Origin of the sequence: Bacillus sp. REN16, assembly GCF_020731355.1 — a bacterium.
Taxonomy (GTDB): Bacteria; Bacillota; Bacilli; order Bacillales; family Bacillaceae_L; genus Ferdinandcohnia.
The window spans coordinates 288,715-310,100 of the sequence record NZ_JAJFZK010000005.1 but is presented as its reverse complement, the minus strand read 5'-3'; the positions used below and the strand labels follow the sequence as shown (position 1 = coordinate 310,100).

General features: G+C 39.7%; 17 protein-coding genes. 3 read left to right on the top strand and 14 right to left on the bottom strand.

Translation table 11 applies throughout. The features are described from left to right. Window positions 1-42: 42 nt before the first annotated feature. From LKW28_RS08735 to LKW28_RS08720, 4 genes are all read right to left on the bottom strand, one after another. Complete coding sequence (locus tag LKW28_RS08735; protein WP_229139966.1) at window positions 43-3,102, bottom strand: glycoside hydrolase family 2 TIM barrel-domain containing protein; 3,060 nt, start codon at window positions 3,100-3,102, stop codon at window positions 43-45. Between the two features lie 134 nt (window positions 3,103-3,236). Further along, on the bottom strand, window positions 3,237-4,058 hold the full coding sequence (locus LKW28_RS08730) for a carbohydrate ABC transporter permease (RefSeq protein WP_229139965.1): 822 nt from the start codon (window positions 4,056-4,058) through the stop codon (window positions 3,237-3,239). Beyond that, window positions 4,055-4,981: a carbohydrate ABC transporter permease gene (locus LKW28_RS08725; RefSeq protein WP_229139964.1), complete on the bottom strand. Its 927-nt coding sequence runs from the start codon at window positions 4,979-4,981 to the stop codon at window positions 4,055-4,057. The genes LKW28_RS08730 and LKW28_RS08725 overlap by 4 nt, the downstream gene beginning before the upstream one ends. A gap of 90 nt (window positions 4,982-5,071) precedes the next feature. Beyond that, window positions 5,072-6,316 carry an ABC transporter substrate-binding protein gene (locus tag LKW28_RS08720; RefSeq protein ID WP_229139963.1) on the bottom strand — a complete coding sequence of 415 codons (1,245 nt, stop codon included), beginning with the start codon at window positions 6,314-6,316 and terminating at the stop codon, window positions 5,072-5,074. Between the two features lie 335 nt (window positions 6,317-6,651). On the opposite strand from LKW28_RS08720, the gene LKW28_RS08715 reads away from it, so the two are divergent. Both LKW28_RS08715 and LKW28_RS08710 read left to right on the top strand, forming a co-directional pair. Then, window positions 6,652-7,767 carry a YibE/F family protein gene (locus LKW28_RS08715; RefSeq protein WP_229139962.1) on the top strand — a complete coding sequence of 372 codons (1,116 nt, stop codon included), beginning with the start codon at window positions 6,652-6,654 and terminating at the stop codon, window positions 7,765-7,767. Continuing rightward, window positions 7,764-8,528, top strand: a complete 765-nt coding sequence (locus LKW28_RS08710; protein ID WP_229139961.1) for a YibE/F family protein — start codon at window positions 7,764-7,766, stop codon at window positions 8,526-8,528. The genes LKW28_RS08715 and LKW28_RS08710 overlap by 4 nt, the downstream gene beginning before the upstream one ends. Before the next feature lie 1,060 nt (window positions 8,529-9,588). On the opposite strand, the gene LKW28_RS08705 is transcribed toward LKW28_RS08710, so the two are convergent. The 8 genes from LKW28_RS08705 to LKW28_RS08670 form a co-directional block, all read right to left on the bottom strand. Further along, window positions 9,589-11,520 (bottom strand): ABC transporter permease, encoded by a 1,932-nt coding sequence (locus LKW28_RS08705; RefSeq protein ID WP_229139960.1) that lies wholly within the window; start codon window positions 11,518-11,520, stop codon window positions 9,589-9,591. Beyond that, window positions 11,517-12,272, bottom strand: coding sequence for an ABC transporter ATP-binding protein (locus LKW28_RS08700; RefSeq protein WP_229139959.1), 756 nt, complete (start codon window positions 12,270-12,272; stop codon window positions 11,517-11,519). Before LKW28_RS08700 ends, LKW28_RS08705 begins: the two co-directional genes overlap by 4 nt. Before the next feature lie 91 nt (window positions 12,273-12,363). Beyond that, window positions 12,364-13,365: a sensor histidine kinase gene (locus LKW28_RS08695; protein WP_229139958.1), complete on the bottom strand. Its 1,002-nt coding sequence runs from the start codon at window positions 13,363-13,365 to the stop codon at window positions 12,364-12,366. After that, window positions 13,366-14,058: a response regulator transcription factor gene (locus LKW28_RS08690; protein WP_229139957.1), complete on the bottom strand. Its 693-nt coding sequence runs from the start codon at window positions 14,056-14,058 to the stop codon at window positions 13,366-13,368. A 153-nt stretch (window positions 14,059-14,211) separates the two neighbouring features. After that, complete coding sequence (locus tag LKW28_RS08685; RefSeq protein ID WP_229139956.1) at window positions 14,212-15,333, bottom strand: Ger(x)C family spore germination protein; 1,122 nt, start codon at window positions 15,331-15,333, stop codon at window positions 14,212-14,214. Then, window positions 15,330-16,430, bottom strand: coding sequence for a GerAB/ArcD/ProY family transporter (locus LKW28_RS08680; RefSeq protein ID WP_229139955.1), 1,101 nt, complete (start codon window positions 16,428-16,430; stop codon window positions 15,330-15,332). Before LKW28_RS08680 ends, LKW28_RS08685 begins: the two co-directional genes overlap by 4 nt. Next, window positions 16,427-17,971, bottom strand: coding sequence for a spore germination protein (locus LKW28_RS08675; RefSeq protein WP_229139954.1), 1,545 nt, complete (start codon window positions 17,969-17,971; stop codon window positions 16,427-16,429). Before LKW28_RS08675 ends, LKW28_RS08680 begins: the two co-directional genes overlap by 4 nt. A 394-nt stretch (window positions 17,972-18,365) precedes the next feature. Then, on the bottom strand, window positions 18,366-19,181 hold the full coding sequence (locus LKW28_RS08670; RefSeq protein ID WP_229139953.1) for a ZIP family metal transporter: 816 nt from the start codon (window positions 19,179-19,181) through the stop codon (window positions 18,366-18,368). A 373-nt stretch (window positions 19,182-19,554) separates the two neighbouring features. On the opposite strand from LKW28_RS08670, the gene LKW28_RS08665 reads away from it, so the two are divergent. Continuing rightward, complete coding sequence (locus LKW28_RS08665; protein WP_229139952.1) at window positions 19,555-19,929, top strand: SLAP domain-containing protein; 375 nt, start codon at window positions 19,555-19,557, stop codon at window positions 19,927-19,929. Window positions 19,930-20,033: 104 nt separating this feature from the next. Here the strand turns inward: LKW28_RS08665 and LKW28_RS08660 are convergent, their stop codons facing one another. Next, window positions 20,034-20,339, bottom strand: a complete 306-nt coding sequence (locus LKW28_RS08660) for a hypothetical protein (protein WP_229139951.1) — start codon at window positions 20,337-20,339, stop codon at window positions 20,034-20,036. Between the two features lie 335 nt (window positions 20,340-20,674). Beyond that, window positions 20,675-21,208: an NADPH-dependent FMN reductase gene (locus tag LKW28_RS08655; RefSeq protein WP_229139950.1), complete on the bottom strand. Its 534-nt coding sequence runs from the start codon at window positions 21,206-21,208 to the stop codon at window positions 20,675-20,677. Window positions 21,209-21,386 lie beyond the last annotated feature (178 nt).

Here is a 21,386-nt window from a genome sequence, read left to right as displayed (position 1 = left end):
TACCTCTCCTTTATGGAAGAAGCAGGGTCTCCCCTGCCGATCCTAACGTGCTGTAAAGAATTTGCTTTCTTCTACTAGGCTATCCTTTTCAATCTTTCTTATTTCAAATTGAAGGCGGAAGTCCTCGATTACTGTACGATATGGAGGTAGCTGCTCCTCACCACAGCTATTACTTCCGACACCGCTTTGCTTATAATCAATCGTCAGCACATGGAAAGGTGACTTTTGAATAGAACCGCGGTGCTTCGCTTCTTCAAGAGCACTAGTTTCATAATCATGAATCGTGAAGTCATGCTTCTCTTTAAAATTGATGAGGAACGTGTTCTCTCCTTTTGATACAGCTAGGAAAGAAGTGTCACATCTCGAACCATTTTCCTGCGGGTACACATAATCTGTATGCATTTCTTGAACATTCTTGCTGTAAAGCCCAATCGGCTGGCTCCGTTTTGTGTCCTGATAGGATTCAGAATCACCGCGGCCATACCAAGTAACTTGATTGTACTCTTGGTTTAGATTCATGGTGACTCCAATTCGTGGCAGCATTTCCGGAATTTCGATGCCACGCAGAACCTTCTCACCTTTTAAGTCAACGTTTAGCGCGCCATTCCTTGTGATGCAGTAATTGTAAGTTAAATAGAAGCCCCATGCTTGGTTCACTGTTGATAGAAACTTTGTAATTACAACATCTACATGATCTTCCGTTACTTCATAAGAAACCTCGCCTAGCTGTTCTTTTGTATTTTTCAGGAAGTACTTGTTAATCCAGTCATCCTTTTTATACATATCATTATCAATTATAGCCCTCCAAAGGGTTACTTCAGGACCTTTGTTAATGATTTCTTCCCCTTCAGATTCGAAGGATTCAAGTGTTCCATACACGTTTGAGAAAACAACCTTGAACGTATCGTTTTTAATTGTAAGCTGAGCTGCCTCGTCCACGATCATAAAATCAGACCCAGTTGAAGGGACGGCATTAACTTCTTTTTCAACTTTAGTCGTTTCCAATAAGAAGCTTTCCTTAGTAATCTCATGCCCTTTTTCTGCGTACAGCGTATCTTCTGCTTCACGGTAGCTTAAGTAAATGCGAACATCATCATGCTGAGCCGCCTTTTTAAGGTCTACTGGTAAAACAACCTCTGCCACTTCATGTGCTTGGATGCTTGGTAATTTGATTTCTTTTTCCTCGATAAGAGTACCAAAGGATTTTATTTCAATGTGAAGAGCGATTCCACTTAAGTTTCTAAAATCGTACAGGTTCTTAACCCGGATTTTCCCTTCTTCTAGGTTTGCTTCCTCAGTCACAATTGGCTCGATGACCTTTTTAAATTCGATAAGACCTGGTGACGGTGTACGATCTGGGAATACTAGACCGTCAATACAGAAGTTTCCGTTTGTGGGAAAGTCTCCGTAATCACCCCCGTATAAATAGTAGGTCTCACCATTTTCGTTCGTCGTTTCAATTCCATGGTCACACCATTCCCAAATGAAGCCACCCTGTAATCGAGGGTACTTTCTCATCAATTCTTGGTACTCGGTTAAACCACCAGGACCGTTCCCCATTGCATGGCCGTACTCACATAGAATATGAGGCTTCTTGCCTTCAGCATTTATACCGATTTCTTCAAGTGGCTTTAAGCGAGTATACATGGTTGTGTAAACATCACTATACGCCGCAACTCTGTCACCCTCGTAATGTACTAATCTAGTTGAGTCAATCTTTTTAATTGCGTTGTACATCGCGGCGAAATTACGTCCTGCCCCTGACTCATTTCCTAATGACCACATAATCACACTTGGGTGGTTGCGGTCTCTTTTTACCATTCTTACAGCTCGGTCTACATATTGTTTTTCCCATAGTTCATTATCAGAAATCCAGTTATAGTTGCCGGTGTTTTCAAAGCCATGGCACTCAAGGTCTGCTTCATCAATCACATAGAGACCATATTCATCACATAAATCATAGAACACATCGTTATTCGGATAGTGGGCTGTACGTACTGCGTTGATGTTATACTGCTTCATCAGTTTAATATCCTGAAGCATATCTTCATAACTGACCGTTCTACCCGTTTTCGGATGTGAATCGTGTCGGTTCACCCCGTTAAAGAAAATGCGTTTTCCGTTAACACGAATTTCATTATCAATGACCTCAATCGCACGGAATCCAAGACGTAATGGTACGATTTCTTTTTCACTATTTGGTAATACATATTCAAAAACAAGATGATAAAGATTCGGCTCCTCGGCATTCCATAAAAGTGGATTTTCTACTAATCTACTTGTCTTGAATGTGCCGTCATCCACTTCAATATCAAACTTATCTACTTTTTCACCTTTAAAGTAAAGAGTTGCTAATAAACCTTTTAGCTGGTTAGTTAGAAATTCTCCGGCTATTTTCAACGTAAAATTTTCATAGTTTTCATCTGGCAGAGTTTCTACATAGACATCACCAAGTGTATTCTTGCTGATTGTAAAGAGCTCCACACTTCTAAAAATTCCAGATAGCCACCACATATCTTGGTCTTCTAAGTAAGTACCATCGGAGAATTGATAGACTCGTACGGTTAGACGGTTGCTTCCTTGTTTCACATATTCAGTGATATCGAATTCTGAAGGGACCCGAGAAACCTTGCTGTAGCCGACATGCTGTCCGTTCACATATAGATCAAATGCAGAGTCGACACCATTGAATTTTAAAATAAGTGCTTCATCATCTGCCAGGTCAGAAACCTCTAATTCGCGAAAGTAAATCCCGGTTGGATTTTCCTGTGGCACAAATGGTGGATTGATTGCAAATGGATACAACACATCTGTATAATGCATGTTTCCATAGCCCTTGATTTGCCAGCTCGATGGTACCTCGATATCGTCTAATCCTTCAATCTCGAAGTCTTCCGTTTCAAATCCGCTTGGTGAAAGCTCTGGAGCATCTACGAATAAGAATTTCCACACGCCATCAAGCAATGTATAGCCAATACTTTTTTCTCGATTAAATGTAATCGCGTTCTCTTGCGTTTCGTATCGGTAAAAATCAGTATGGGCAGGGAGTCTGTTAATTCCTGTCAGATGAATGTTCTCCCATCTTTTCATTTCTCGTCTCATTTTATCTTCCTCCGCATAAATCTATGTTGATATTTTTCTTACTTTGTCCAGCTTCAGGCGCCATCGGCTCGACGTCCGCCACAGGACGTGGCGACAGTTAGTCGTTGTTCCTCAATTCAGAAGCATTAAGTTTCTTACTTAATCGAACCACTGATTCCTTCGACAATATACTTTTGCGCAACTAGGAACACAAGAACTGGTGGAATGATCATCACTAAAGTGATTGACATAATCGGTAAGATTTGAAGATCATGGACTCCTTTAAACGCTGCTAGTCCCAGTGCCAATGTATATTTTGATTGGTCCTGAAGGTAAATTAATGGACCTAGGTAGTCGTTCCAAACGGATAAAATATTTAATACCGCGATTAGGATAAGTGGTGCCTTCATAATTGGCAGGAATATTTTAAAGAAAATCTGGAATTCATTCGCACCATCAATTCTCGCTGCATTTTCAAGATCCTTCGGTATATTCATTAGGAACTGTCTTAATAAAAAGATATAGTACGCCGAGCCAAAAAACGCTGGGACAATCAATGGCTTTAATGTGTTAATCCATCCGAACATATTGAACTCCATATATAAAGGAATCATCGTTACGTCCCAGGGAATCATCATCGTTGCAAGCAACAAGACGAAGAGACCATTTCTATATTTGAAATCATATCTTGCAAATCCATATGCAACTAAGGAACAGGAGATCAGCTGACCTAGAGTTGTCATCACCGTTACAAGGACTGAGTTTTTAAAGTAGGTTCCAAATGGTTGGCTGTTCCATGCATCAATAAAGTTCCCCCACTGTGGTACATCCGGGAAAATCTTGGGTGGGAAGCTAAACACTTCAGTCTCTGTTTTTAAAGCTGACAGGATTACCCACACAAAAGGAAGTAAGAAGTAAAGTGAAAATAATCCAAGAAGGCTGTACATTATGATTTTATATTTCTTTGGCATCTTCATTTTTTCTTCTTCCCTTCTTTTTTCACTTCATTTTCGTAAAATACCCATGTGGATGATGATTTAAAGATTACCATCGTTAAGAGCAAGATGACGATGAACATAAACCATGCGTTTGCACTTGCATATCCTAATTGATGGTGCTTAAACGCGTTGTTATACACGTAGAGTCCATAAAAATAGGTTGATTTTAGCGGCCCCCCACCGGTTAAAAGTAAAACTAATGCTAGCTGCTGTAAGGCTCCGATTACCGATGTTATCACGTTGAATAGAATTGTTGGTGTGATACTTGGAATGGTAATGCTAAAAAACTGACGAAACGGTCCAGCTCCATCAATCGCTGCTGCTTCGTATAATTCTGGCGGGATTCCTTTTATATCTGTATAAAAGATTAGCATCATCGTTCCAACACCCCAGGCACTTGCAATTACAATTGTAAGGATTGCCCACTTTGGATCAATAAGCCATCTTGGTCCTTCAATGCCAATTAATGATAATAAGTAGTTTAAAATTCCATATTCAGAGTTGAAAATCCAGCCCCAAATAATTGAAATCGCAACTCCGGAAACAACCGCAGGTAAATAGAAAATGGTACGGAAAATTTTAAGCCCTTTTAATGGTTGAGTAATGAGGAGCGCTAGGACTAGTGCGATAACTAGGTTCAACGGTACAAAAATCGCGGCAAATTTAAACGTTATGATTAAAGATTTATAGAATTGTGGGTCGTCTGTGAACATTGTTTTATAGTTTTCAATTCCCACAAAGGTTGGCGCACTTGTAATCGGCCAATTAAAAAAGCTCATCACCAACGAGAAAGCCAGTGGCCCTAGGGTGAACACCAAAAATCCGATAATCCATGGTGAGATAAATAAATAGGGCACTTTCCTACTTACTAACTGATAGCTATTCGCTTTCTTCGATTTCATTATCATAAGATGACCCCTTAAATCAGAATATGAAAATAGGGTAAAGCACTTTATTTAAAAAGTGCCTTACCATATTGATAAATGATAGATTTACTCAGCAGCACTCTTTAATGCTTCTTTTGGATCCATTAATGTGCTCGGGTTAAAAATAGATTCGAACACATAGTTTAGATTGTCAGATACTTGGCTCCAGTCTTCTACAATGAAGGATGAAGGAGTATAACCATCACTCTTTTCAAGCATAGAATAGAACACACTCTTAACTTCATCCTGCTCAAGCTGTTCGCTTTCAACAACAGATTTTAAGACTGGTAGTTCGAAACCAATTCTTTCTTTATTTGCTTCTTCGTTTGTCCAGAATTTGATAAATTCAAATGCTTCCTCTTTATGTTTTGAGTTTTTAGAGATTGAAACACCTGAAGAACTTAAGATACTTACACTTTTTCCATCTTTAAACTTCGGTAATTCGACTACACCGTAGTCAATTCCAGCTTCTTTCAAAGGTGTTAACCCCCATGCCCCGTACACAAACATGGCAACCTTACCTGATTTCATTTCTGTTGCCCCAGAACCCTCAGTTGTGATGGCCAAGCCATCCTTCACCATGTTTTGGAACATATCAAACACTTCAACTGATTCTTTTGAATCTAGGTTTCCTTTTAAGCTGCCTTTATCATCCACATAAGCTGCGTTGTTACCCCATAGGAACATTTCAAAATCATATGGATCAGGCTTTCCTGAAAATGCAAATCCAGATACTTTCGTATCTTTGTTTGTTAGTTTCTTAGCTGTTTCTTGAAGGTCTTCCCAAGTCCAGCCTGATTGCGGATATTCAACACCAGCTTCATCAAATAATGCCTTGTTGTAGTAAACAACATGAGTTGTGTACCCAACTGGTAATCCTAGAATTTGTCCATCTGCAGAGTTATAATTCCAAAGAGTTTCATAGAAATTATCTTTGTACTCTGCGCCTTCTTTATCAAGGTAGGAATCAAGTGGCTCTAATGCATCCTTGTATTGTGGATAGTTCCACATATACATAATGTCTGGAGCATCCTTTGCGCCCATACCAGCTGTAATTTTTGTATCATATTCACTTCCGTAAGCTTCCAAAACAACCTCAATATTTTCGTGAGATTCATTAAACTTATCAATCATGTCCTGCTGTAAATCAACATCATCTCCAACATCCCAGGTTGCGAAGCGAAGTTTTACTTTCCCATCTTTGGAAGTATCACTCTTGCCTTCATCACCGGCTGTTGAGCTACACCCTGCCAAAAGCAACATGGCCGCAACAAATAATAAGAATATAGATTTCAATTTTACTAGCTTCATAGTATGCCTCCTTTTTATATGACACCTTCATTATATTCTGTATTTTACTAAATGTAAACGTTATTATTTTATTTTTACTAAAATGTATTTTCGTTAAATTTGGATTAGTTATTGTAATGGCTAGGATTAACAAGTTTTACAAGAGATTAGCAAAAAGATAAATAATGTGTTTTATAGTGGTAAAAAGGAATTATTAAACGGTTTAATTTAGTAAAATCAGGTCACAGGTACAGGTTCCTTGTCCCACCATTTTGTGGAAATCATTTTTGTTATATACTTATGATGAAGCACAAATCAAGGACAATCTGTTCAATGTCCCAATTGGAGGTCTTTTTTTGAAGGTACGTCTTAAATATAAGGTGGGCTTTTTGCTTGTTGTGCTTGCTTTTCTGGCATCCATTGCATTTGTCTATAACAATTATTCATTTTACGATCGCCCGATAGCAAAAGTCATTGAGGTTAAACTTACGGACAAGATAGAATTAGCAGATGGATTTCAGAACAAGGATTCTCAGTTCACTCAACAGATCATTGCGGAAATAAAAAACGGTGAGGAAAAAGGGAATCAGATTCATTTAGTCAATGAATACTCGGCATCGAAAGCATATGATTTTGAATTTAAAGTAGGGAATGAAGTCTTTGTTACCATTAATGCGAATAGCCATAATGATGTCGATTTAACCGGAACAATCATCGAGGTCAAACGCGATAAATACGTCATGATTGTCGCTTGGGTGTTTATTTTCATCTTACTTTTAGTTGGGAAAAAGCAAGGGTTATTCTCCATATTCAGTTTGATCATCAACGCTGTCATTTTATCGTATGCATTGGATCTTTATTTGGACAAACCAGACCGCAGTTTATTGCTGATTTGCAGTATCGGGATTGTTCTGTTTACGGTTATATCCTTGTTACTTGTTAACGGTTTTAATGAAAAAACATATTCCGCCATTATTGCAACCCTGATTGGAACTTTTGCTTCCTTGGCAGTTGCTTATCTGGTTATCACGGTAACGGCGGGAAAAGGACTTCGATATGAAGAACTGCAATTCATTACGCGCCCGTATAAAACAGTATATATGGCCGGGTTATTCATAGGTTCCTTGGGGGCTGTGATGGATGTTGCGATTACAATGTCATCTACCATCTTTGGATTGTATGAAAAAAATAACAGTATCCCGGTTAAAGCACTTGTTAAGTCAGGGATGGAAGTCGGCAGGGATATCATGGGAACCATGACCAATATTTTGTTTTTTGCTTACATAAGTGGCTCTATTCCATTGTTGATTCTATATTTTAAAAATGCATCGCCACTTGGATTTACACTCGACATGAATCTTTCCCTTGAGTTGGCTCGCGCGCTAGCAGGAGGCATTGGGATTGCATTAACGATTCCAATTGGTCTATACACGACCTTATTTTTTGTTAACAGAAAGAGGACGAGATCATGAATACATTAGTTGTACTTGCCGCGATTTTATTTATCTTAATGACCTTAATTGGCGGAAAAAAAGGAGTACGCTCCTTTTTAGCCTTATTCTTTAACTTTGGCGTGCTGATTGTAACGATCATTTTTATGAATGACCCGAATCTGAATCCCATTTATTTGACCTTGCTTGCATGTGTTGCAATTAGTGCGATTAATTTATTTTATATAAATGAACTAAACAGTAAAACAAAGACAGCCTTCATTTCTACGATTATTACCACGGTCATTTTACTCGTATTTATGATTGTCCTGACTCAAAAAGCGATGATACAAGGGTTTGGCGAGGAAGAAGTCGAGGAACTAGGTATGTTTTCGCTTTATATCGGGATAGACTTTGTAAAAATTGGGGCTTCGGTCATCATTATGAGTACGATTGGCGCTATTACGGATGCAGCAATTGCAATCTCATCGCCTATGCGAGAAATCCATTACCATAATCCAACACTTACTCGGAAGGAGTTATTTTCTTCTGGATTAAGTATTGGAAGGGATATCCTTGGAACAAGCGCAAACACTTTATTTTTCGCCTTTTTCGGAGGGTATCTTGCCTTATTCATTTGGTTCAAGGATTTATCCTATACAATGGGGGGAATCGTAAACTCGAAGATTTTTAGTGCTGAAATGATCACCATTCTAATCGCGGGAATTAGTGTTACTCTTGTCATTCCCATTACTGCGTGGATTACAGCCTATAGTTTCGTTAAAAAAGGTAGGAGTTCATAGAAGTGGCCCATTGTCCCTAAGTTGGATGATGGACCTCTGTCTATGCTAGTTTTTCAACACGACCTTGTCAATCATCAGTTTCCGAAAATTCATTCGAAAAGCTACCGATTTCCCGATATATCGGCGGCCTAGTCTGATATTCAGCTTTCATAATTCTGCGTGAATGTGCGGGGCCGTTACTCGGAATAATCTTCATTGGCTTATGAAGGACTTTCGGGTCGGACTCTCGCTCGAAAGGGTCTTCATCGGGCTTATGAAGGACTTTATGGTCGGAATTCTCGCTCGGAATGGTCTTCATCGGGCTTATGAAGGACTTTATGGTCGGGATTCTCGCTCGAAAGGGTCTTCATCGGGCTTATGAAGGACTTTATGGTCGGAATTCTCGCTCGGAATGGTCTTCATCGGGCTTATGAAGGACTTTATGGTCGGGATTCTCGCTCGAAAGGGTCTTCATCGGGCTTATGAAGGATGTTATGGTCGGGATTCTCGCTCGAAAGGGTCTTCATCGGGCTTATGAAGGACGTTCCAGACGTAATCTTCGCTCGAAAGGGCCTTCATCGGGCTTATGAACGACTTTCGGGCCGGACTCTCGCTCGAAAGGGTCTTCATCGGGCTTATGAAGGACTTTATGGTCGGGATTCTCTCTCGAAAGGGTCTTCATCGGGCTTATGAACGACTTTCGGGCCGGACTCTCGCTCGAAAGGGTCTTCATCGGGCTTATGAAGGACTTTATGGTCGGGATTCTCACTCGGAATGGTCTTCATCCGGCTTATGAAGGACTCTTTGGGCCAGATTCTCACTCGGAACGGTCTTCATCGGGCTTATGAAGGATGTTCCGGACGTAATCTTCGCTCGGAATGGTCTTCATCGGGCTTATGAAGGATGTTCCGGACGTAATCTTCGCTCGAAAGGGTCTTCATCGGGCTTATGAAGGTCTTTCCACACCGAATTCTCGATCGAATTGGTCTTCATGCTTACACAGCAGTACCCATAGTATCTAACCCCCCCAAGAAACACCAAAAAGCCGATTCCCTTCAACATCAAGGAAATCGGCCCCACATTACAACGCCTCTTTTATCAACTTTTTATAGTACATCACGGATAGAATTCCGAAGATGGAATAGAGCAATGTATAGAACACCATAACGATGATCATTGGCGTCCATAGCTCGGTTCCAAAGAAGAACCAGCCTGATTTTACCGCAAAGTAGCTGTGGCATAAGCCGACGATTAACGGGATGCCAAAGTTAAACAATTGCTTCGCCTTGATGCCATTTAATAAATCTGTTTTTGTGAACCCTAATTTACGTAAAATGGTGTAGCTTCCTTTTTCCTCTTCACCTTCATCCATTTGCTTGAAATAAAGGATGCAACCGGATGTAATTAAGAAGGTTAACCCGAGAAAGCCAACGATAAACATCATGAAGCCCATATTCATTTTTTGCGCTGTAAATACATCTAACTGTGACTCATATCCTGCGTATTGTCCTAAATCGAGTTCATTGAAAATTTGATTGGCTTCTTTTAGCTCTGACCTTTTATCAATATCAATTCCGACATAAACGGAAAACTCATTAAACACTTCCGGGTCAATATCTGCCGCTAATTGTTGATACACTGCATCATCGACAATGGCAACTGGAAACCCTCCGCCGGTTAGCCGCAATGGCAGCAAGCGTTTATCTTCATATTTAATAAAATTTAACTCGAACATTTTGGTCTTACCTGACATTGTAATTGGGCCTGGTTTAAAGGTAAAAAATGCTTGCATGGCTGAGTTGCTATTCACGAACACAGATTCATTTTCAGGTACATCAATATCTTTGACAAAACGGTCTGACACGACTGTCATTGGAGTTTTAGTTAACTCCTCCTCCTCAACCGTTAAGACATTCGCTAAATCTGTATTTACACTCATCAATTCAATCTCAGTTCTGGAATAGCCGATTTTCTTTGCATCTAACAAATCCGTAAATTGTTTTGCATGCTCTACATTCGGAATCGAAAAATCATTCACCACCGTCTCCCCTGCCCCTTTTTCAGCAGAATAATACGAAATGTAGGTGAGCGATAACAGTCCAAGTGCCAATGCGGACACGGCTGTGATTACGGTTAGCAACACCGAATTCGATCTCATCCGGAACATAATTGAGGATAAAGACAACACTTTATTAACCGACAGATATCCGTTATCCTTTTTACGAATCAAATTAAAAATAAACCGGATCGAGCCCTTGTAAAAGAAATACGTTCCAATAATCACGGATGCTAGGATCACCAGCATGACCATAAACATTTGCTCCATCATTGTAAAGTCGCCATCAAATAATTTGGTTGATAAATAATAGCCAAAGATAATCAGCCCAAGGCCAAGTATCCCCATGATGACTTCGAGCGCAGAGACTTTCCTTCTTCGCTCTTCAGATGTTGAAGTTGTATGGAACAATGATAAAATTTGCTGTCTTTTAATAAACAATGCATTCAATGCCATGATCACAATATAAATGGCCGCAAACACAATCACCGTTTGGACAAGTGCTTCTATTGAAAATCGGAGCTTCGCAACCTCTTCAATTCCAATGATTTTCATAAGAATCATCATGACAAGTTTTGAAGAAACAAAGCCAAGAAAAATCCCTATGATCATCGAGCCGAAATAAAGAATCATGTTTTCGACACTTAAAATCCAAAACGTTTTTCCTTTTGAGATTCCAACCAACTGGAACAGCCCAATTTCCTTACCGCGACGCTTAATAAATAAGGTGTTGGCATAGACAAGGAAAACCATGACGATTGCGATTAGCATGACCGACGCAGCTTTCATCGCGGCTGCTCCTTTAATCGAGCCCTCCGCTGCATCCATCGCTGGGTCAAACTGCAGCGTCACAAAAGCAAAATACAATGACACACTAAAAATTAGTGCAAACACATATAAATAATAGTTTTTAATGTTCTTTAGCAGATTTCGAAAGATGAGGCTTTTAAAGCTCATGCTCTCACCCCGCCTAACACAGCCTGCGTCTTAATGATATCGTTAAAGAAGGCCTGTCTGCTCTCATCGCCACGGTTCAATTTCGTGAAGATTTGCCCATCTTTGATAAAAATGACACGGCTGCAATAGCTTGCTGCTTGCGGATCATGGGTGACCATTACAATCGTCGCTTCCCGTTTTTCATTTAAATCACTTAATTTATTCAGTAAATCTGAAGCGGATTTTGAATCAAGTGCACCCGTTGGTTCATCCGCAAAAATAATGCTTGGCTCATGAACGAAAGCACGCGCAGCTGAAGTACGCTGTTTCTGACCACCTGAAATTTCATTTGGATATTTATCCTTGACCTCAAATATTCCTAATTCCTTCGCTACGTCCTCAAACATGATTTGTGCAGCATTTGGGGAAATCTTGTTAACGGTCAATGGTAACATAATGTTTTCTTTTACCGTTAAAGTATCGAGCAGATGGTATTCTTGAAAAATAAACCCGAGGTGGCGTTTTCGGAACTCAGCTAGTTCCTTATCCTTCATACTCGTGAATTCCTTGCCTTCGACTTTGATAGAACCCGAGCTTACTCGGTCAATCGATGAAAGAACATTCAGCAAAGTCGTTTTACCAGAGCCTGACGGACCCATGATTCCGACAAATTCACCCTTTTTTACATCTATATCAATTCCTTTTAAAACCTCTTGGCGATTCCACTTGTTTCCGTATGTTTTTACAATTTTAGCAGCCTCTAAAATATTCATTCGTATCAACTCCTTACCTCTATCATAAACAGGTTTCGGTGCCTTATCCTTCGAATCAGCGAACAAAACAGGAAAGCATGTGACACTTTTGTCACATGCTTGTTAGTTTGAGGAACTCATTCTTTTTAGGAAAGGTTAAAATAAATGTCGTTCCCTCTCCATATGAAGAATGGACATCCATTCGGATCTTTAATGGCTTAGCTGCATTTTTCGCGAGGTAAAGACCCATGCCGGTCGCAGCATGATCTCGATGATCACTTGTCGACGTGAAGCCTTTTTCAAAAATGCGTGGCAGGTCCTTCTCCTTGATGCCTCGTCCGTAATCCTGGATTTCTAGAACGACCGCGTCATTTTTTCGATAGCTTCGGATCTCGATGTCGGCCTTTTCACTGTATTTCACGGCATTAGTTAAAAGCTGTCGTAAAATAAATTGAAGCCACTTTCCATCGGAGTACACCCCTGAAACCTCTAACGAGAAATCAAAACCGATTCCTTTTTGAAAGCACCATGATTGTAAGGTGCGTATTTCTGGAATAAGTAGTTTTTCCAAATCAACCTTTTCAATAAAAAGGTCATTTTCCATAAAAGGAATTCGGCGCTGATGCAATTGCTGGTCGAGAAGAAGATGAACCCGAAGCCATTCGGACATGAGTTGTTTTTTTAACTTCTGATCCTCGGTTCTTTCAATCATTAATTTCATCGTTGTAAGTGGGGTCTTGACTTCATGAATCCAGGATAATAACTCATCCTTCTCCTGTTCAATACTGGTTGCGCGATGGCTAATTTCTTTTAAATAAAAATGATGCTGCTGTTTGAGCGAGGATTCTACTAATTTTTCAAATGGGGTCTTCCCTTCTTGGAGACCGTCAACCCCGACAGTCGGATCCCATTCCTCGATATTTTTATAAAAACCAATCTCTCGATTATAGCGAATGATAAGAAATAAGATAAAAATAACGAAAAAGACAAAAACAATATAGAGCATCGAGAGAAATGACAGGGATGGATCAAGATATCCAACCAATAGGATTAACACCTGAAGGAAACAGAAAAATAGAATCCAGCTTCGCCTTTCGACGAGAAATTTCTTCATTTAAGCGCCATCCTCTTCCCGTGCCATATACCCTTGTCCCACTTTCGTTTCGATATACCGGCCAATCCCGATTTCCTCAAGTCTTTTTCTTAAGCGGTTAACATTCACTGTCAGTGTGTTGTCACTGACAAAACGCTCGTCATCCCATAAACTTTTAATTAATTCCTCACGACTCACGATTTGGTTGCAATGCTCAAGTAATATTTTTAAAATAAACATTTCATTTTTCGTTAGCTCAATCGTTCCTGCCTTATGTTGAACGGTATTATTCACATAGTCAACAGAAGCTCCGTTCCAAATTTTTAGATGAATTTGCTGCTCAAGGGCGTAGTTGTAGACTCGTCTAAGGACAGCCTGAATCTTCGCAATCAGGACATCAAAATGAAACGGCTTTTGAACAAAATCATCAGCTCCAAGCTGCATCGACATCACCATATCTGTCGGATGGTCCCTTGATGATAGAAAAATAATCGGGACCTTCGAATGCGTACGGATCATCCGGCACCAATGAAAGCCATCAAACTTCGGCAATTGAATATCAATAATCACCAAATCTGGCTGAATACTCGTAAACTCTTTCATCACATTGCTAAAATCCTGAATGCCATACACTTCATATGACCACTGCGACAACCGGTCCCGAATCTCGTCAAACAATGTCACATCATCTTCAATCAACAATATCTTAAACACACTACCACCATTTCTTTCTGGGTCATGTGGACGGGTTCCGCGTCCCACTATTTTATGGAGGGTGCTTCCTCGTATTTCAGGTTATCCCTCTGTATAAATCATACCATAAAATCCCATAAAAGCCTGTCAGTGAATTTAGTCCGATTACCTGCATTATTTGTTGATGGCACCCATGCCAGTAATTTTTACTTCAACAGATACATCAATATCTGCTTTTGAAAATGCTTCTCCCCAGTTATCTTCTACTTTTTTATAATGATCGTATTGATAAGCCCGGGCGTATACTCCTAATCCAATCGGATCAACATGATGACTTTGAATTTCTTTAAATAAATTTTCATACTGCGATTTCAACCGTTCTTCGATTTTTTTCTGGAGTTTCTTTTCGTCGGTTTTCATTTCTGCAGTCAATAAATTTTCGAGGATGGTGACTGACATATTGATATTTAGATCGAATTTAAACCTATCCACGTCATAGGTTGTCTTAATTTTGGTCTTCACATCATTTATAACTAAACTTAGATCATTCTTGTGAAAGATTCCTCCCTTTTCCTCGACGGGAATTGTGATGGACGTGAAACTGATGGGATGCTTTTTTGGATGCTTTATAAAAAGCAATAATGTTGATTCAGGTAAATCAAGAGAATCCACATATTTTCCGCGATCATTAAGCAGCACCGTACCCGTAACTTTAAGCTTTTCTTCCTTTTTAACAAGGGATATAGCCGGTGTCTTTCCTTTCTCATAAAACGAGGAATGGAGCTGTTGGAGGGTCCCTTTTTCCGTCCTTGTTCTTTTATAATTTTTATCAATGACATTCTTCATGTACTGGACAAGCTGTGCATGGCTTTCGGGTTCATAGTTGATGACTTCTTTAACGTCACCGTCCACAACGACAACTCTTGTATTAATCGAAAAGTTACTGTTCCGATACATTGTATCTAAGATTGGAAACCAGTCTTCGTGTTCAACAACACGTTTTCCCAGTAGCAGGATCTGGATTTTTGCTCCGGAAACCTCACCAGCCGTTTCCGCATCAAAATACTTCCTGGAATCGCGTATCGTTTCCGCTTTTACCTGAAATGTCTCTGTTTTCGATTTTGCGTCCTTATTAAAAACAGGATGGGACTCGTAAAAAATGAGATTATTATCTTCATCAAGATCAATCCCCAGGATAAAGACAATCGTCGAATCCTCTAAAGGAACCTGGTACCCGCAGCTTGTGAGCAGCACTAAAAGTGGAACGATCAAAAAAAGGCGGAACCCGTGTTTCATGATGTAGCCCTCCTTTTAAAAAGGCCGTGAATCAGGACAAATGCCCATAAACCAATTGGGATAGCATATGCAAAAATCAAACCTAAATACTGTACACCCTTTTGCCACTCCACATCGATATTTAACGAAGGAGGAAAGCAAAAAACATAAATAACCATGAATACAAGGAACCAACATAATGGTTTCGTATGATCCTCTTTACCCAATAGCCAGCTTGTACTAACTACGGACATGAAAATAAGCGGGACGACTGTTGAAGACATCACAAACAAATAAAATGCGAACAAGACAACCTCTAATCGTTCAATAAAACTAAATTCAATCACCTTCAAGATGGTAATGGTGGGTTCATTATATTGTGTAATTTCATCTGGACTAAAAAAGGCAAAGGACACAATCGTAATAATCAAAAAGGCAAACATCGAAATCGTATTCGCAATGATCACTCCAATTGATGCCGATTTTTTATTTTGTAAAAACGGATATAAGAAAAAGGCTATTTCAAAGCCAACAAAGGTAAAAATGGTTGTTTTCACAGCAGAAATGACTGGATACCATCCCTCCTTTAAAATAGGAAGGAGATATAGCCATCGTGCATCCTTTAAAGGAATTAAATATAAGATAATCGTCCAAAGCGTCATAAAAAAGACAACGACTGAATATCTTCCCAAGATTTGAACATTATTTCGAGCAAGTAAATACGTTGGGATTGCTAACAATAAAATGAGCATGTATAATTTCGTTCGAGGTAAAATCCAGGCTTGAATAAACACAGCCTCCCTCGTAAACGTGACAAAAGCCAGAATACTAAAATACAAAACAAATATGAAGCCGCCTATTTTTCCTATCCATTTACCAAAATAAAATGTCAATAAATCTAGGATTGTTCCATTTGGATGTCTTTTCATAATTTGAATGATAATCAAACTGCTTGTTACTGAAATGAACCACCCAATAATAAGCGAAATCCACCCATCTGTCCCCGCCTTTTCCGCTAAATCCCGTGGTAAGGTAAGTACACCAACTCCCATTTGAACACCATGAATTAATAAAATGAATTGTACGAATGAAATTTCTTTTCCTTTGGCTTGTATCATTTTTTGTCACCCTTTGGACGGCTTGTACCGGCCCTTTTTAATTGAATGGGCATTGAACTAAGCGGACGTCTGAAAATGGACCAATGCGGGAATCGGATAAATAAATCTTTCCAGTCTTGGATACGTAATGGCGAGATCGGACTTGCATAGGAGATACCAAGTGATTTTAATTCGATAAGATGTGCGACTAATGTCATGAAACCAACACTCAACCCCACAAATCCAAATAAAGAGGCAGTGATCATCATCGGAAATCGAATTAGCCGGATAGAGGCCCCCATTTGATAATTTGGGATGATAAAAGAGGCAACTGCTGTTAAGGCGACAACAATGACCATAATATTGCTGACGATACCGGCCTGCACTGCTGCCTGCCCAATGACAATACCACCGACGATTCCAACAGTTTGTCCAATTTTTGCAGGGAGCCGAATTCCGGCCTCACGCAGCATCTCTAAGGCGATTTCCATAATTAACGCTTCGATGAACGGCGGAAATGGAACTCGCTCTCTTGAAACCCCAATTGACATCAGCAATTTTAATGGGATTACTTCAAAGTGAAAGGCAATAACCGCAATATAGGTTGCTGGAAGAAAAATCGCCATAAAAAAACCTGCATACCTTAGCAGTCGCAAAAAGGAGGCAACAAACCATCGTGACGTATAATCATCCATGCTTTTAAAAAAGGAAAAAAACGTTGCAGGAGCCACTAAAACATTAGGAGACCCATCAACCACGATCACGATTCTTCCTTCAAATATTTCCGAGGCGGCCAAATCGCTACGCTCCGTTATAAGTATTTGCGGCAATGGGGAATAAGGATTATCTTCTATGTAGTCTTCTAAAACCCCGCAATTTAAAATCCTATCAACCTTAATCTTGTTAATTCGGGTTTCAAGGACCTTAAGTAAATCCGGATTCGCAACGTCGTCGAGGTATAAAAGAGAGACCTTTGATTTCCCTCTTTCACCAACGGAATATTCTTTTATTTTTAAATTTTGATTTTTTATATGCTTCCGTATGAGTGCAATGTTTGTGCTTCCTAATTCAGTGAATCCAATATGCTCTGCATAAATGGCAGACTCAATCGGTGTATCCTCAAGTGAACGCTCCGGCCATTTTCCGGTATCAAAAAGGAATGCCACTTGGGACCCTTCTACAATTAACACACTTTGCCCCTGTAAAATTCCGTCTGTAATTTGTGACCAAGTGTTTGCTTCCTTAATCTGACCGATTGTTACTTTTGGCATGGAATCCTGGGTATCTGCATTAGACTGAAATAACAAAGGTTTTAAGATATCCTCATTGATTTTTGTACTATCAGTTAGCCCATTTAAATAGACGAGCGCACTGTTCGTGTTTGTTTGTTTTATCACAAGGTTTGTCACAACTAAATCAGGCGTATTCGTGAAAATGCTTTGGATCTTGGCGAGATTTTCATCTAATTCTGAACGAATCAGTTCCTCTTCGGGTTCAAAATTTTCCTGGGGCTGTGATTGTTCCTCGATTATTTCCTTTTTATATTTTTTAAAAAATGACATCCAAAACCCACCTACAATAAGATGATTTAGTTTGCTTCATTTTATGGAAAATCATGCATTTTAAACCAAGGCTGTTTTCGTAAACTTTGTTGCTTTTAGAAGATAATTCTATTGTTTGTAAAATGCATAATAATGTTGATATTTTTAGTGATTGGAGCGTATGGTACGAGACTCCTGCGGGAAAAGCGAGCCAAGCGAGACCCCACAGCGAAGCGAGGAGGCTTACGGATCGCCCGCGGAAAGCGAGTGCCAGAAGCGGAAATCACGCCTGTGGTAATAACAACAATCTTTTAGAAAAGAGCCTAACCCAAAAAGAACCGGGCAGTTTTTCCCGGTTTTAGTATGCTATCCGAGGTCCATAGGACCTGTCAAAGTTTTGAGGTGGAATTCATGACTATCCCAACGCCACATCAAGTATCATCATCACAACAAATCCAATCATCAAACTCATCGAGGCGAGATCCTTATTTCCTTTTTCCTGCGAACTTGGAATCACCTCTTCTGCGACAACGAAGATCATCGCACCAGCCGCAAAACTCAGCGCATATGGCAGCAATGGCTCAATAAAAGAGACGGCAAATGCGCCAACAACGGCAGCGATGGGTTCAACCATTCCTGAAAATTGTCCGTAAAAGAAGCTTTTTCTCCGTGACATGCCGTCACCTCGTAATGGCATCGAAACTGCTATTCCTTCGGGAAAGTTTTGAATGCCAATTCCAAGTGCCAATGTCAACGCACCCGCTAAAGAGCTTTCAGTTCCACCATTTGCAAGGGCACCAAATGCGATTCCAACCGCCAATCCCTCTGGAATATTATGAAGCGTTATCGCCAATACGAGAAGTGTACTTCTTTTTTGACCTTGCGAATGAAGTCCTTCCGCATCGTTGATTGGTGCATTCGGATGGAGATGAGGCAAAATCTTATCAATTCCCCATAAAAAAACGCCGCCCAACAAAAATCCGAATGCTGCGGGAAACCACGCGCCGATTGGGTGGTTGCTTGATATCTCAATCGCTGGCCCAAGAAGCGACCAATAGCTGGCAGCAATCATCACGCCCCCCGCAAATCCCAACATACTATCTAAAAGACGCTGATTGATGGTCTTTGTTGCAAAGACAAGGGTTGCCCCCAGTGCCGTCATCCCCCACGTGAACAAAGTCGCCAGAAACGCCTGCATCACCGGATGAAATTGCTCAAAAAATGCTATCATATCCAAGAACTCCTTTGATTCCAACTAAATTACAGTTAGCATAACCAAATTTGCGGGTGTTTATGGGTCGGGGATGATAGATTTGGGTATAAGTTTTTGATTTATCGGTTCGAAATCTGAATTTATCGACCCGAAATGGGATTTTAACGGAAAAAGCATATTAAAAGCCTTCCGGTCCACCCGGAAGGCAGAGTATCATATATCGTTTTGGGGATATCGGACAATTATTTGATTTTATCGGACATTCGCGGTGAGATATCGGACATTGCAGGAATTTTATCGGACATTGGTGATGGGATATCGGACAAATCACCGAAGATATCGGACAAACCAATTTATTATCCTATATAATAACTCTATAAGAGGTGAGCACATGCAAATACTAGTATTTGAAGATGCGTGGGATCGGACAATTTCCCCGAAGGACCGAGAAAAAATTGAACATATTTTTTATGAGACTGTTGCGGATCTAGATGCTGGGGTTACGTTCACAACTATTTGGATTGCTACAAACCACAAAAACGAACAATTGGTTACTGCAATCATCCATAATAAAACAACGCAAAATCTCATTTTTGAAAATACATTAATAGAAGTTTGGAGTGGTGATAACCTGTTAGCTAACCAAAAGTTCACACTACCCACTTTATATATACCACCAGAAACGAGTATGCCTTGGACGTTTATTTTTCCGGCTGGTTTTGAGGTCCCAGATTCCGCCACGCTACGACTAAAAAAAGAGAAGTAGACTCTTTTAGAATCCACTTCTCTCACTTCATTTTACGGGGCACACGAAACGATTAGTCGGCTTTGGGATCAATGGTTTGAACGGGAAATTATACTTAGAAAAAATTAGCCCCACCACATGACACAGACAAATACTGACCATAGGGATACAAATACCCCAATAATTCCAAAAATAAATATGTATAATAGCATAAATTGATAGTCCATTTTTTCTAGTTTGATCATTAAATATGCTAATAATGGGGTCACTAAGTATAAGAGGATACTAATAACAGTAATGGCAGTCAGGTAATACACAACATTACCGGTATTTGTTATGTTTTCTAAAAAATAAGCAAAAGATTGGCCATATATGCCTAATGCCGTAGCAAAAATCATTAAAATCCATAAAAAAATATGACCTTTATTCAATGTCGACTCCCCCATAGCAACCACTAGGTTATTGATTATCGCGGTGTAATATTACACTAATTATAACAAATAACTCCATGAATCGAAAGGGATTTTTTAAACCTTACCTTTGCAGTTACGATTATATTAATCTATTTTACAAACAAGAATAAAAGGACCACCACCCCGGTCAGAGACTGGACACTATTATCTGCGGAGGAGATTTTATCAAATGGTAAATATGGAGATAGGATTTCAAAGTAAATCACCTGCTGCATTAGCCAATTATGAAAAGGCATTACCCTGTTGCTGTAATGCCTTCGTTTTGATTTTTCCCCATACCGTACCACACCTTACTACCTCATACTTTTTTGCAGAGAAATCATTTCCTCAGCCAAGGTATGGATTCGTTTTAGTAGTCCTTTGTTCGTAATTTCATTGTCATCATCAAAATTGTCATTATGAATAAATACTTGATGAACCGGAACCGTCCCTTTTAAATATGAAAGAATCGGCTTTAGATGAAATTCTGAAACTAGGAAGTGTTTTTCCGTACCACCGGTTGTAATGATCCCGGTTACTTTATTTTTAAAGGAATCGACCGGAAAAAAGTCCAACAAATTTTTAAGAGCCCCTGAAATGGACGCCTGGTATATCGGTGATCCAAAGACAAGCATGTCTGCCTCCAATATTTTATTGACCACTTTAATTGTATCGTCATTGTAATAGCTTAATGGGCTTCCATTCACAAATTCCAGCTCGAAATCCTTTAAATCCAGTAATTCGATTTGAACAGAGAAATCCTGTGATTTAATCGCAGCTAACACTTCATAAACAGCTTTTGATACTTTTGCACCAATCAGTGAACCTGAAATACCAACAACTTTCATCGTACAAACCTCCTATAATTTGTTATCCAAATTATAGCGTTTACTCCAATTTGTTGATTTATCCCGCATGAATCAGTCAATTTAAAAGATTCCCGTTAAAATTCACTTCCCTGTCCTTAATCGAGTAACCAACTAAAGTAAGCGAAGTTTTTCCGTCTAATTACCAGCCGGGTATATG